Source organism: Streptomyces sp. AMJ-169 (genome assembly GCF_055597585.1).
Genome location: NZ_JBVLTJ010000023.1, coordinates 13,529 through 26,039 on the forward strand (window position 1 = coordinate 13,529; position 12,511 = coordinate 26,039).

The 12,511-nt window shown below is 67.6% G+C and carries 12 protein-coding genes and 2 pseudogenes; 6 read left to right on the forward strand and 8 right to left on the reverse strand.

All coding sequences use genetic code 11. From position 1 onward, the window contains the following. Positions 1-16 precede the first annotated feature (16 nt). The 4 genes from thrC to groL all read left to right on the forward strand — a co-directional run bounded on the left by thrC (position 17) and on the right by groL (position 4,148). Complete coding sequence (gene thrC, locus ACYUD3_RS35910; protein ID WP_470979779.1) at positions 17-1,312, forward strand: threonine synthase; 1,296 nt, start codon at positions 17-19, stop codon at positions 1,310-1,312. Beyond that, on the forward strand, positions 1,309-1,584 hold the full coding sequence (locus tag ACYUD3_RS35915; protein WP_470979782.1) for a MoaD/ThiS family protein: 276 nt from the start codon (positions 1,309-1,311) through the stop codon (positions 1,582-1,584). Before thrC ends, ACYUD3_RS35915 begins: the two co-directional genes overlap by 4 nt. 430 nt (positions 1,585-2,014) lie before the next feature. Next, on the forward strand, positions 2,015-2,218 hold the full coding sequence (locus tag ACYUD3_RS35920) for a cold-shock protein (RefSeq protein WP_219092312.1): 204 nt from the start codon (positions 2,015-2,017) through the stop codon (positions 2,216-2,218). A gap of 307 nt (positions 2,219-2,525) precedes the next feature. After that, positions 2,526-4,148, forward strand: a complete 1,623-nt coding sequence (gene groL / locus ACYUD3_RS35925; RefSeq protein WP_470979785.1) for a chaperonin GroEL — start codon at positions 2,526-2,528, stop codon at positions 4,146-4,148. Positions 4,149-4,417: 269 nt separating this feature from the next. Here the strand turns inward: groL and ACYUD3_RS35930 are convergent, their stop codons facing one another. The 4 genes from ACYUD3_RS35930 to ACYUD3_RS35945 form a co-directional block, all read right to left on the reverse strand. Then, on the reverse strand, positions 4,418-5,089 hold the full coding sequence (locus tag ACYUD3_RS35930; protein WP_470979788.1) for a Uma2 family endonuclease: 672 nt from the start codon (positions 5,087-5,089) through the stop codon (positions 4,418-4,420). An 82-nt stretch (positions 5,090-5,171) separates the two neighbouring features. Then, positions 5,172-5,837, reverse strand: coding sequence for a Uma2 family endonuclease (locus tag ACYUD3_RS35935; RefSeq protein ID WP_470979791.1), 666 nt, complete (start codon positions 5,835-5,837; stop codon positions 5,172-5,174). 1,089 nt (positions 5,838-6,926) lie between these two features. Then, positions 6,927-7,274: a hypothetical protein gene (locus ACYUD3_RS35940; RefSeq protein ID WP_470979794.1), complete on the reverse strand. Its 348-nt coding sequence runs from the start codon at positions 7,272-7,274 to the stop codon at positions 6,927-6,929. Next, positions 7,271-7,750: a hypothetical protein gene (locus tag ACYUD3_RS35945; RefSeq protein WP_470979797.1), complete on the reverse strand. Its 480-nt coding sequence runs from the start codon at positions 7,748-7,750 to the stop codon at positions 7,271-7,273. Before ACYUD3_RS35945 ends, ACYUD3_RS35940 begins: the two co-directional genes overlap by 4 nt. A gap of 102 nt (positions 7,751-7,852) precedes the next feature. On the opposite strand from ACYUD3_RS35945, the gene ACYUD3_RS35950 reads away from it, so the two are divergent. Further along, positions 7,853-8,506 (forward strand): hypothetical protein, encoded by a 654-nt coding sequence (locus tag ACYUD3_RS35950; protein ID WP_470979988.1) that lies wholly within the window; start codon positions 7,853-7,855, stop codon positions 8,504-8,506. Between the two features lie 78 nt (positions 8,507-8,584). Here the strand turns inward: ACYUD3_RS35950 and ACYUD3_RS35955 are convergent. The 4 genes and pseudogenes from ACYUD3_RS35955 to ACYUD3_RS35970 all read right to left on the reverse strand — a co-directional run. Further along, positions 8,585-9,331 (reverse strand): annotated as a pseudogene (locus ACYUD3_RS35955) (transposase); the annotation flags it as partial. A gap of 82 nt (positions 9,332-9,413) precedes the next feature. Next, positions 9,414-9,896, reverse strand: coding sequence for a hypothetical protein (locus ACYUD3_RS35960; RefSeq protein ID WP_470979800.1), 483 nt, complete (start codon positions 9,894-9,896; stop codon positions 9,414-9,416). A 22-nt stretch (positions 9,897-9,918) separates the two neighbouring features. Beyond that, positions 9,919-11,274, reverse strand: a complete 1,356-nt coding sequence (locus ACYUD3_RS35965; protein ID WP_470979803.1) for a S1 family peptidase — start codon at positions 11,272-11,274, stop codon at positions 9,919-9,921. Positions 11,275-11,471: 197 nt separating this feature from the next. Continuing rightward, positions 11,472-11,681, reverse strand: a pseudogene (locus ACYUD3_RS35970) (hypothetical protein); the annotation flags it as partial. A 274-nt stretch (positions 11,682-11,955) separates the two neighbouring features. On the opposite strand from ACYUD3_RS35970, the gene ACYUD3_RS35975 reads away from it, so the two are divergent. After that, positions 11,956-12,501, forward strand: a complete 546-nt coding sequence (locus ACYUD3_RS35975; RefSeq protein ID WP_470979806.1) for a hypothetical protein — start codon at positions 11,956-11,958, stop codon at positions 12,499-12,501. The last annotated feature ends 10 nt before the right edge of the window (positions 12,502-12,511 follow it).

The window sequence follows — 12,511 nt, forward strand, 5'->3', positions numbered from 1 at the left end:
AAGGGCCTCCCCTCCCATGGCTGTGCAGACCATCGCCGAGCAGCGGACCGGTACAGAGAAGACCGTCGACCTCGGACCTGCCTCCGCCCTCAGCTGCCGCGAATGCGGCCACCGCGTCCCCCTCGGCCCGTCCTTCGCCTGCGAAGAGTGCTTCGGCCCGCTGGAGATCGCCTACGACTTCTCCGCCTACGACGCCGAGGAACTGCGGGCCCGCATCGCCGCCGGGCCGGCCAACATCTGGCGTTACGCCCCCCTCCTGCCCGTCCCCGCGGACGTCGCCGACAAGCCGAACCTGAACCCGGGCTGGACCAAGCTCGTCCGCGCCGACCGGCTCGCGGCGGAACTCGGGGTCGCCGAGGGCAGGCTCTTCATCAAGGACGACTCCGGCAACCCGACCCACTCCTTCAAGGACCGGGTCGTCGCACAGGCGCTCGAAGCGGCGCGCGCGTTCGGGTTCACCACCCTCTCGTGCTCCTCCACCGGCAACCTCGCCGGAGCCGTCGGCGCCGCCGCCGCCCGCGCGGGCCTGAACTCCTGCGTGTTCATCCCGCACGACCTGGAGCAGGGCAAGGTCGTCATGGCGGCCGTCTACGGCGGTCAGCTGGTCGGCATCGAGGGCAACTACGACGACGTCAACCGCTTCTGTTCGGAGCTGATCGGCGACTCGGCGGGCGAGGGCTGGGGGTTCGTCAACGTCAACCTGCGGCCCTACTACGCCGAGGGCTCCAAGACGCTCGCGTACGAGATCGCCGAGCAGCTGGGCTGGGAGCTGCCCGACCAGCTCGTCGTCCCCATCGCCTCCGGCTCGCAGCTCACGAAGATCGACAAGGGGCTCCAGGAGCTGATCAAGCTGGGGCTGGTCGCGGACAAGCCGTACAAGATCTTCGGGGCGCAGGCCGAGGGGTGCTCGCCCGTCTCCGTCGCGTACAAGGCGGGGCACGACGTCGTCCGGCCGCAGAAGCCGGACACCATCGCCAAGTCGCTGGCCATCGGGAATCCGGCGGACGGGCCGTACGTGCTCGACATCGCGCGGCGGACCGGGGGCGCGGTCGAGGACGTCACCGACGCGGAGATCGTGGACGCGATCAAGGTGCTGGCGCGGACCGAGGGGATCTTCGCGGAGACCGCCGGGGGCGTGACCGTAGGGGTCACTCGCAAGTTGATCGAGAACGGGCTCCTCGACCCGGCGCTGACGACCGTCGTCCTCAACACCGGTGACGGGCTCAAGACCCTCGACGCGGTGGCCGGCACCGGTCTGACCGCGACCATCCGTCCGACCCTGGACTCCTTCCGAGAGGCTGGCCTCGCATGAGCGTGACCGTTCGTATCCCGACCATCCTGCGTACGTACACCGGCGGCGTCGCCGAGGTGAGCGCCGAGGGCGGGACCCTCGGGGAGGTCATCGCCGACCTGGAGAAGAACCACACGGGGATCGCGGCGCGGGTCCTGGACGACCAGGGCAAGCTGCGGCGGTTCGTGAACGTGTACGTCAACGACGACGACGTGCGGTTCGAGCAGGGTCTTGAGACGGCGACGCCGGACGGCGCCGGGGTCTCGATCATCCCGGCCGTCGCGGGTGGCTGACTTAATGTCGTTACCAACGGGTAGTAACCGTCGGTAACTGCCATTACTGAATGTTCATCGAATTGCCCTCTCCTGGTTCGAAACGGAGGGGGCAATTCTGTGTGGTTAGGCGCTGTAAGGTTGGGTAACGCGCCTTGGCTCTCCCGGTGAGCGCCCGATAAGAAATAGCCAAAGTGGCTGTCGCGGGTGCGGCATTCGCGGCCTTTGCCCGGCCCGGATTGCCCTGAATTCAGTGGAATTCTCACCACATTCCGGATCGGATCCGTCCAGAATTCTCGTCGGATTGACCTGTTGCGGACGGCAGTGGGGCGGATACATTCAGCGGCGGTCGACGCGTTCCGGCGCACGCCCCCAGTCATTGGGGGGTGAGGTCTGACCCGGATCCGCGAAGTGCGGATCTGTGCAAGGGCCAGTAATAGGGGAGTTAGGCATGGCTCAGGGCACCGTCAAGTGGTTCAACGCGGAGAAGGGCTACGGCTTCATCGCGGTCGACGGTGGTGCGGACGTCTTCGTCCACTACAGCGCGATTCAGATGGACGGGTACCGCACCCTCGAAGAGGGCCAGCGCGTCGAGTTCGAGATCTCGCAGGGTCAGAAAGGCCCGCAGGCCGACATGGTTCGCCTCACCGCCTGAAGATTTTCTGTACACCGTTTCCGGCACGTCGAAGGGCCCGCGTCTGTCCAGGACGCGGGCCCTTCGACGTGCCCGCGCGGGGGGTCCGCCGGGGTCCGGGCGAGGGGAGGGTGTCTTGCACTCTCGGGGGTCGAGTGCTAATCATTGGCGTTAGCACTCTGAAGGTGAGAGTGCTACGAAGGACCGAGTCGGTGAGGCTCGCGGCCGGGCGGGGCAAGGAACCGTCCGCGCCGGGGAGCCGTCCGTCGCGGGCGCGGGCGCGGTCCTCTGCGGTACTCACCCAGCAGTCCTGGAGGGACCACTTCACATGGCCAAGATCATCGCGTTCGACGAGGAGGCGCGGCGAGGCCTTGAGCGCGGCATGAACCAGCTCGCCGACGCCGTCAAGGTCACCCTCGGCCCCAAGGGCCGCAACGTCGTCCTTGAGAAGAAGTGGGGCGCCCCCACGATCACCAACGATGGTGTGTCCATCGCCAAGGAGATCGAGCTGGAGGACCCGTACGAGAAGATCGGCGCCGAGCTGGTCAAGGAAGTCGCCAAGAAGACGGACGACGTCGCCGGTGACGGTACGACCACCGCGACCGTCCTCGCCCAGGCGCTGGTCCGCGAGGGCCTCCGTAACGTCGCCGCCGGTGCCAACCCGATGGCGCTGAAGCGCGGTATCGAGAAGGCCGTCGAGGCCGTCTCCGCCGCCCTGCTCGAGCAGGCCAAGGACGTCGAGACCAAGGAGCAGATCGCCTCCACGGCCTCCATCTCCGCCGCCGACACCCAGATCGGCGAGCTCATCGCCGAGGCCATGGACAAGGTCGGCAAGGAAGGCGTCATCACCGTCGAGGAGTCCCAGACCTTCGGTCTGGAGCTGGAGCTCACCGAGGGTATGCGCTTCGACAAGGGCTACATCTCGGCGTACTTCGCGACCGACATGGAGCGCCTCGAGGCGTCCCTGGACGACCCGTACATCCTCATCGCCAACTCCAAGATCGGCTCGGTCAAGGACCTGCTGCCGCTCCTGGAGAAGGTCATGCAGTCCGGCAAGCCGCTGCTGATCATCGCCGAGGACGTCGAGGGCGAGGCCCTGTCGACGCTGGTCGTCAACAAGATCCGCGGCACGTTCAAGTCCGTCGCCGTCAAGGCGCCCGGCTTCGGCGACCGTCGTAAGGCCATGCTGAACGACATCGCCATCCTCACCGGCGGCGAGGTGATCTCCGAGGAGGTCGGCCTCAAGCTGGAGAACACCACGCTCGACCTCCTGGGCCGCGCCCGCAAGGTCGTCATCACCAAGGACGAGACCACCATCGTCGACGGTGCCGGCTCCTCCGACCAGGTCGCCGGCCGGGTCAACCAGATCCGCGCCGAGATCGAGAACTCCGACTCCGACTACGACCGCGAGAAGCTCCAGGAGCGCCTGGCGAAGCTCGCGGGCGGCGTGGCCGTCATCAAGGCCGGTGCCGCGACCGAGGTCGAGCTCAAGGAGCGCAAGCACCGCATCGAGGACGCCGTGCGCAACGCCAAGGCGGCCGTCGAGGAGGGCATCGTCGCCGGTGGCGGCGTCGCGCTGCTCCAGGCCGCGCAGGTCTTCGAGAAGCTGGAGCTGGAGGGTGACGAGGCGACCGGCGCTGCCGCCGTCAAGCTCGCCCTTGAGGCCCCGCTGAAGCAGATCGCCGTCAACGCCGGCCTCGAGGGCGGCGTCGTGGTGGAGAAGGTCCGCAACCTCACCCCGGGTCACGGTCTGAACGCCGCGACCGGTGAGTACGTCGACCTCGTCGCCGAGGGCATCATCGACCCGGCGAAGGTGACGCGGTCCGCGCTCCAGAACGCGGCGTCCATCGCCGCGCTGTTCCTCACCACCGAGGCCGTCATCGCCGACAAGCCGGAGAAGGCCGCTGCGCCTGCCGGTGGCGGGATGCCGGGTGGTGACATGGACTTCTGATCCGGTTTCCTGGATCGGTAGTCGCTACTGAGGGCGGTGCTTCTCGCTTCGGCGGGGGGTGCCGCTTTCGGCGTTTTCCGCGTTTTCCGCGTTTCCGTGGGGCGTTTCTTCAGTGCTTTCCGGAACCCCTTGTGCCTGTTCCACCGTCTTTCTTCGCATGACGGACGAGGAGAAGGACCGCGAGAAGTGGCGAGGTCGAGGGGTATTGCGCGGTGACGGGGGAGGGGGTTCGGGATATTGGGGGGATGGTGGGTGGGTGAGGGGTGTTGTCAGTCGGTGTAGTTCTTCAGCTCGGAGGTGTCGAGGGTGAAGTCGAGGGGGGACGGCAGCGGGACGTCGGTTTCCCAGGGGTAGGTGTCGATCTCCTGGTAGCGGCCGTTCTCGGGGGCTGAATGGACGACGAGGGTGTTGTCGTCGCGGTCGATGAGGAGGTACACGGGGATGTCGACCGCCGCGTAGCCGATGGGCTTGTCGACGCGGTCGCGTTGGTGGGTGTCGCGGTCGTGGGAGGTGACCTCGACGGCCATGAGGATGCCGTCGGACACGGACCACTCGCCCCGCCTGGTGAAGTGCCCTTTGCGCGCGACGGCTCCGTCCGCGCGGGCGCGTCCCTTGCGGTACGCCTCGCTCTTGACCCCGGACTCGCCGTAGAGGCGGAGGTCGGGCCGGTTCAGCATGACCTGCTCTTGCAGCCAGACGAGGATCTCCTGGTGATTGCCGTCCGGCACTGCCTTGACCTCTAGTTTTCCGTTGATGTACTCCAGCCGCACGGTCTCCGGCGCCCGGCGTTCCAGTTCCTCGAACTCCTCGACGCCGAGCGGGTCCTTGGAGTGGACCCGGCCGTCGATGAATTCGAGCCGGACGCCTTCGGGAGCGGCTGCGGCCAGCTCCTCGAAGTCCTCGGCGGACATCTGCGGGCCGTGGGCGGTGCTGGGGGTCATGGCGTCGCCTCCTCCCCTCCATCGTGCCCCGGGGTGGTGCCGCCGGACCGTAGGAGCGGTCATGCGGGTGTCCTTCCGTCTGTCAGCCGGCGTATTTCTTGAGGGGGCCGGTGTCGAGGGTGAGGCCCAGGGGGAGCGGGACGGCGGCTCCCCAGGGGTAGGAGGGGGAGAGTTGGTAGCGGCCGTTCTCGGGGGCGCTGAAGACCGTGAGGGTCATGGTGTTGCGGTCGATGAGGAGGTAGGCGGGGATGCCGGACTCCGCGTAGGCGAGGGGCTTGTCCTCGCGGATGCGCTGGTTGGTGCGGTGGTCGTCGGTCGTGATCTCCAGGGCCATCAAGATGCCCTCGGGGTCGGACCAGTTGCCGTGTCTCATGAAGTGCTCGTACGGCGCGAAGGCTCCGTCGAGGATGGAGCGGCCCTCGCGGCCGGCCTCTGTTTTGACGCCGACTCCGGGGTAGAGGGCGTGGTCGGGGCGCAGGGTCAGGAGGAGGCGCAGCAGCCACATGAGGATGGCGCCGTGTCTGCCGTCCCGCAGCGCTTTCAGCTCCAGCCGCCCCCGCGCGTACTCCAGCCGCACCGTCTCCGGCGCCCGTCGCTCCAGCTCCTCGAACTCCTCGACGCTGAGCGGGACTTCGGTGCGTACCTGCCCGTCCGTGCAGGTGAGCCCGAAGTGTTGGGGGACCGCTTCGGCCAAGTCCTCGAAGTCCTCGACCGGTACGTCCCGGTGTTCGGTGGGGCCGGTGGTCATGGGGTGCTCATCTCTCGCGGCGAAGGCTTCTCCCGTCGTGCGGCCATCGCAGCTCTGATCTCCGCCGCTCGGGTGTGGATCGTGGACGCGGGTGGGGCGGATGGAGGTGTGGTGGGTGGTGTGCAGCCTCTGCACACGCCCCCGGGGAGTTTTTCCGGGCGGCCTGGGGTTCCGCAGGCCGAGCATTCCAGGAGGCGTACCGGGGGTGGGGGTGCCGGGCGTCGTGGGGGTGGGAGTTTGGTGGTGAGGCGGTGGTGGAGGAGGGCCGCCGGGGAGTGGATCGGGGTGGGGAGGCCGGTGAGCAGGGCGGTGTGGAGGGTTTTCTCTGTCGCGCCGCGCTCGAACCACTGCTCCACCTGCGGGGACAGGCGGGCGCATTCCGCCGCCGACAGGGAGAGGGACGGGGTTTCCCGGCCCAGTGCCGCCAGGAAGATGTACGCGCGGGATCGCGTCCGCGGGCTCGGCGCGGGCTCCTCCGGGACCTCGCCCCGCGTGAACGCCGCCCACCAGTCATCCTCACGCGCCGTCCGCGTGAACCACGTTCGGGTGATCCAGCGGTCGCCCCCCGAGCCGGCGGGCGCGGGCAGCTTCTCCCGGCCCCGCCTCAAGTGGCCCGCCGCCTGAAGCCGGTTGAGGGCCGTGCGGAGGGCGCATTGCCCGTACGGCAGTGTCTTCGCCAGCGTTTTCACCGAGATGTCGGTGCCGTCGGGGAGCCGGTCCAGGTATCCGGCGATCGCCGCCTCGCGTGGCGGGAGGTGCGCGAAGTCGGCGTCCGTCCGGCGCAGTTGGCCGGGAGCCGTTCGCTTTCCGTAGCCCGGCTTGGCCAGGGGGTGCGCGGGGAGGGGCGGGGTACTAAAGTTGGCGTCAGCCACAGGATTCTTGCTCCAGTGGTTCATTCCCCCGCAGGTGTTGCGAGCACCTGGCGGGGGTTCTTTGCGTCTGTTGCGAGCACCGTAGAGCCATGTGACGGTCCGTCGCAACCTGGTCGCCCGAAGTCAACTCACGGGGTGGGAGGGTGGGTTGAAGCCCACAAAACCCATTCAAAACAAAGGGGGCTCGGGGCGCGGGGCTTAAGTCTCGGCGGCGTTGTCAGCGGTCTGTGGCTCGTGGGTGCCCTGTGCCCGCGAAGGTGATCCAGCAAGTCTCCCGGGCGGTGTCGAGGAGGTACCAGATGCGGCCGCCGCCGGTCACCTCGACCTGCCACTGCTCGCAGGTCTGCCCGCGATAGGTGCTGTGTGCCAGAGTGCCCTTGAGGCGGTGGTGCCGGGGTGTCTCGACGGCCGGTCTGGGGGTGGTGCGCATGGTGATCCACGCTCGGTAGGTGTTTTCGCGGGCCTGCTGGGCGAGGCTCTCCCAGCCCTTGGCCGAGGCGGCGTCGGCGAAACGGACTTCCCAGTGCCCGTCCGGTGCCGGAGGTGCGCCGCGGTCCGTGCTCATGCGACGCCCCTCGGGTCTTGGGTCGGGCCGAAGTCCTCGCCATGATCCCGGGTCAGCGCGGCCAGCAATTCGGGGTCGGAGTAGACCTCGGCCGTCTGCTGCCACGCGATGAGCAATTGGGCGACGGAGGCGCTGTTGCCGATCGAGTCGGCGGCACGCATGGTGTCGACCAGTTCGACGGCGAAGGCATGGAGATCGACCTCGGGCAGGAAACGGACCCACGGGAACGCGTCCGGCAGTATGCCGAGGAGCAACTCTCTGCTGCGGGACTCCTGGCGGGCCAGCGCCGCCAGCATTCTGGTGGCTGCCGACACTACTATCCGGTCCCGTTCAGCTCGGGTTGCGGTGGTGAGGACCAGATCCTCGCCGTCCCTGCGGTGCAGGAGCAGTCTTGGTGAATCGTGGAGCCGGGCGAGTGTCTGTTTGTTCTTGTTCACCAGTTCGGAGAAATTCACGGCTGCGGGTTCGGCACTCATGACTTTGAAACTACTTCGAAACTTGGTGTGGCGTCATTACCCGAAGGGGTGCATCCCGGTTGGGGAAGCTGACGAGAACGACAGCAAAAGGAGGCGTCCGTGATGTCGTCGTGGGAAGTAGCCATCGCCCAGGCTGATGTGACCGGGCATCTGGTGCTCCACACCCAGGCGCCCATCCTCGGGAAGCTGCGGGTGCGGGGAGTGCTGCCGGGGCCGGATGGGGTGCCTGCTGTACGGGTTGCTCTGGGGAAGCGGAAGGCTGTGCTCGGGGGGCTTCAGGTGATCTATGAAGTTCCGCTGTTCCAGGGGGACGCACAGGACGAGATGGTGCTCCCTTGGGAAGTCGTCGGGCGGGTGCGGCGTGAAGCCGGGGAGGTGCGGGTCTACTCCAACTCCCAAGTGGGGGAGGTGCTTGGGGCGCCTATGGTCCGGATCTCCTCCGACGCGGTCCGTGGGGAGCGGACGGAAGATCATGCTCACCGCCTGCTGACCACCCTCAGCCGGCCCGCGCCCGGGTACGAGGAGCGGGAGAGGGCTGACTCCTTGCTCGTCGGGTTTCTGTATCTCGGGGATGGGCTCATGCGGCTGTATGTGCGGCAGCAGGGGGAGGACGGCGTCGTCGGCTGCGACGTGCGGCTCTCCGACGTCGGGCCCGCCGTCATCGCCGAGGTGTTCTCGCGGGCCTGGGAGCGGGAGTTGTGGCGTGTGCCGCAGGGGGATCCGCATTGCTGTGCCGTGGTGGATCTGAAGCACTGAAGAAAGGTGAGGCTTGTCGGGCGTGGGTGGCCTCCGTTGCCCGAAGTTGTGTATGTGCGGCGGCACCGCGCTTTTCCTGGTGGCACGGGCTCCTCGGATGCTGTCCTCGGCTCTTGCCCGCTGGCGGTGGCGCAGTTCGAGGGCGGAGATCGCCGCGTGGGTGGTGTGGGTGGGGAAGCAGGTCAGCCGCAGTCCGTCGGCGTCGGTGAAGCGCAACTGGGCGCCGGGGTGCGGGCGTTCTTTGCGGGCGATCAGCCGCATGCCCTTTGGCCAGCCCTTGAGGCAGGCGCCGTCACGGATCTCTCCGTCGGGTTCGGTGGCTGCCGTCCAGGCCGGGGCGGGAACTTTCAGGACAGCGTGCTGGATGGCGTCGGTGATGGTCATGCCGACCGAGTACGACAGCCACCGGCCCCGCTGAGCGAGCCAGGCCACGAACTCGTGGGTGCCGCCGCCAGAGTCGGCCCGGATCAGGGTCTGCCGCCCGGGACCCGCTTGTCCGGCCAGCTTCCAGACGTGTTCTCGGACGTGGGCCCGTGCGGTGTGGATCGCCGCCAGGGCCTTCGGCCCGCCCGAAGCGAGGGCGTCGATGAGACGGGAGGCGGTGGGATCGGAGGCCACCGGACCGAACACGGCCGGCTCGGCCCGCAGCATGCCCACGTTGGCCAGGCAGTCTCCGCCGAACGCGACCGACAGGGCCACATCCAGCAGGATCTTCCCTGGATCGTGCACCGCCCGCGCTTTGCGCCACGGTGCCAGAGCCACCGATATCGCCTGGTCCAGCCCTGTCTTCCGGGCCGTCTCCACCAGCAGGACCCGATACGCTTCTTCACCTGGGAAGCGACGGGGTGGACACCCTGCCGACCGCCAAGTGCCGAGAAGCGGTGCTTCCCGGCACTCCTGTGAACGGCTATGACGGCCAGCGGTCGGGAAGTGTTCCGTCGCTGCCGCTTGCCGGAAGGACCCCATGGTTTGGCGTGACGGTGCGCCAGGTGCCGTCCGGGGCGTCCCGGGTCAGGAACAGGATGACTCGCTGCTGCCCGTTCAGCGGGTCTCCGTCCGGATAGGGGTCACCGCCTGAACACGCTCCGGGTGTGGAGACGACCTTGAGGTCGGTGAAACCCACGTCGTCCCCCTTCAGCACAGGAAGCCCTTCGGTGCTGACCGAATAAGCGTGTGCTTCGGCACCGAAGACGGACTCGCTGCCGGCCCTCCCCCTGATGTCGGCGGTGATGACATACTCCGCACCTTCAAGCGCGTCCTGCGGAGTGGCGTAGGCGGGCCAGTCACGGCATTTCCCGCTCTCGGCCTCGGCCCCGGCTGCCGAGGAACAGGCCGCTAAGCCGCCGAGCAGGAGTGGAGCCAGCAGAAGTCGTTTTTTCACAGTGGGCATCCTGTTCCCGTGGCCTCCGGGATCACCCGGTGGCGAGTGTTCCGATGTTGTAGGTGGAGGTGTACCCGATCCAGCTGTAGTGCCTGGTGGACCCGGTCGTCGCCGAGTGGACACCCCGTGCGACGTTTCCTGTCGAGTTGCTCGCGACCGCGCCGCCGCTGTCGCCGCCCTGGCTGGTGTAAGAGGCTGCCGACTGCCCGTAGACGGTGCAGTTGCAGGTGTTGCTTCTGTGGCTGGCGTTGGTGGACGAGATCGTTCCGCAGCGTGTGTTCTCAGAGTTCCGGCCGAACAGGCAGGACGTGGCTCCAACGGTACCCAGTGAAGTACCAGTCACCACACGGGCTTTGTTCGCGGCGTTCTGATACAGCCACGGCTGGCTGTTGCTGGGTATGGAGAGGAAGCGCATGTCGGCGTGGCTGCCGCCGCTGAGAGCGTTGGTGCCGGTCAGCGATCCGTAGGTGGCGCCACCGGAGTCGACCGCGCCGCTATTGCTGCCGTACCAGCAGTGCCCCGCGGTCACCGCTCCCCGTGCACCGCTGCGGTTCACCACCCAGCCGACGGTGCACACGTAGCCGGATCGGCTGATGCCGACCCCGCCGCGGCGGGGTGAGTCGCAGACGTTGCGGGAAGTGCATGCCTCCTCGACCGCGTCGCCTTCGGAGAACACCGCAGGCACACCGAGCCGGTCCAGAACATTCCGTACGCCGCTTTGCTCGGCCCCGGGACGCAGGACCACCTTGAGCCGATTCTCGGTGACGTCCTCCTCGATGGCGGCGACGGGTACCTCACTGCCGCCTGTCTCCTCGGCCCATTTCCAGACTGCCTCCATGGCGTCGGTGAGCTCTGCGGAAGAGTGCTCGACGACACGGAATTCGACGTCGGCGGCCGAACTTCCCGCCCTGACTGCGGTCTGCGTGAACGCGTTTCGCGCGCTCTCGGTAGGCAGGCCGTCGGCGAACTGCACCACCAACCGCCCGCTGTCACGGTTGTCGAGGAATTCGCCCGCGAATCCCTCCTGCTGCGCCCAGGTCTGCACGGTCGGCTCGACCGCGGAAACCAGTGCGTCGCGGCGCTTCATCTCCGCAGCCTCGGCAGGTGTTCCGATGAAGCCCCACTCGTTGACGAGGGAGTGGACAGGATTGTCCGCGGAGGCCGACCGGGACTTGAGGATCTCCGTCAGCTTTTTCTCGGTTGCCTCGAAGCCGAGCTCCCGGCGCAGGCGCAGGGATTCTCCGATGACTCCGTCGTCCGTCTGTCCAGCTAATTCGGAGGTCTGGAAATCCGGAACGGGAGCTTCATTTGCAAGTGCAGGAACAGAAGCGGGCACCAGCACGCCTGCTGCGGCCAGCGCAGACAGCATGGCGGTTCGCAGTCTCATTTTCCCCCCTGGGACGTGTGATCCGCACCGCGTCATGGACCCCCGCGCGGTTACGGTCACATATGTGAGCCATGAGGCGCAGTGGGCGCCCGGTTCGATAGTAAGAAATATCCAGAAGGTGTTCAAGGAAGGGTAAATAGCCGCCATTCGGATCTGGTTGAGTGGCTCGATTCAGAGGATATTTGGCCGGAATCTTTCTATTCTCTGGAGTGTCGGTCACGGAAACGGTTTTTGCCGGAAGTGTGGTGCAGGGCGAAGCTTTCTGTCTGACGGCATCGTGGAATTCCCGGTGGCCGTTTGGCCGGCCAACCTCGCGCTACCAAACGTTTCGCCTTCGACCGCAGTGTCTCCGTCTGAGGCGGTACCACATCCATGCCGAACGCCATGGCCATCTTCTGGTAGGTCAGACACGGCAGCTGTGGTTCTTGATCGTGCCGGTCGGCGGCGCCAGGCGGACCGGTGCGGCACGGTGGCCCGCAGCAGGCGGAGCAGTTCGCGGGCGCTGACCGGGACGAGTCGGCCGCGGGTGGCCTGGGTGGTGGTGCGCAGGCTGATGAGGGTCCAGCGCATCCAGGAGTTCCAGCAGGCGGTCTGGCCCTGGCCGAGGCCGCAGGCACTCTTGCCGAGCTGGAGATCCTCTTCGATCTTCCAGCGGCAGAAGGAGAGTTCGCCGGTAGATCGGTGGCGGCGGACGATCAGGTGGGAGTGGCCGGCGGGGGTGTCGTCGGCGGGTACGTCGAGCAGGGCCCAGTCGCGGTGGCGGTCGCCCTTGAGGCCGTGGCCGGTATGCATGCGTGCCCAGGCGGTCTTGGGAACGTGCCCGGCGAGTTCGGCGGCGGTGAAGGTGCCGGCGGATGTGGTGACGCGGTGGGCCGTCCTGACGGCCATGGCGTAGTCGAAGCCCAGGCGGCGGGCGGCCAGACCCAGGCGCCCATCCTGGGGAAGCGGAAGGCTGTGCTCGGGGGGCTTCAGGTTGTCTATGAAGTTCCGCTCTTCCAGGGGGACTTGGAGGGCGAGATGGTGCTGCCCTGGGAAGTCGTCGGGCGGGTTCGGCGTGAAGCCGGGGAGGTGTTCGAGGTGCCCGAGGAGCGGGAGAGGGCCGACTCGTTGCTCGTCGGGTTTCTGTATCTGCCGGGTGGCGGCATGCGGCTGTATGTGCGGGCGCAGGGTGAGGACGGCGTCGTCGGCTGCGACGTACGGCTCTCCCGGCCGCCCGCTCGGGGGTGAGGGGCGGCCG

Coding starts and splice junctions, on each gene's coding strand:
- thrC (WP_470979779.1), top strand. CDS start 17: ATGGCTGTGCAGACCATCGCCGAGCAGCGGACCGGTACAGAGAAGACC.
- ACYUD3_RS35915 (WP_470979782.1), top strand. CDS start 1,309: ATGAGCGTGACCGTTCGTATCCCGACCATCCTGCGTACGTACACCGGC.
- ACYUD3_RS35920 (WP_219092312.1), top strand. CDS start 2,015: ATGGCTCAGGGCACCGTCAAGTGGTTCAACGCGGAGAAGGGCTACGGC.
- groL (WP_470979785.1), top strand. CDS start 2,526: ATGGCCAAGATCATCGCGTTCGACGAGGAGGCGCGGCGAGGCCTTGAG.
- ACYUD3_RS35930 (WP_470979788.1), bottom strand. CDS start 5,089: ATGACCCCCAGCACCGCCCACGGCCCGCAGATGTCCGCCGAGGACTTC.
- ACYUD3_RS35935 (WP_470979791.1), bottom strand. CDS start 5,837: ATGACCACCGGCCCCACCGAACACCGGGACGTACCGGTCGAGGACTTC.
- ACYUD3_RS35940 (WP_470979794.1), bottom strand. CDS start 7,274: ATGAGCACGGACCGCGGCGCACCTCCGGCACCGGACGGGCACTGGGAA.
- ACYUD3_RS35945 (WP_470979797.1), bottom strand. CDS start 7,750: ATGAGTGCCGAACCCGCAGCCGTGAATTTCTCCGAACTGGTGAACAAG.
- ACYUD3_RS35950 (WP_470979988.1), top strand. CDS start 7,853: ATGTCGTCGTGGGAAGTAGCCATCGCCCAGGCTGATGTGACCGGGCAT.
- ACYUD3_RS35960 (WP_470979800.1), bottom strand. CDS start 9,896: ATGCCCACTGTGAAAAAACGACTTCTGCTGGCTCCACTCCTGCTCGGC.
- ACYUD3_RS35965 (WP_470979803.1), bottom strand. CDS start 11,274: ATGAGACTGCGAACCGCCATGCTGTCTGCGCTGGCCGCAGCAGGCGTG.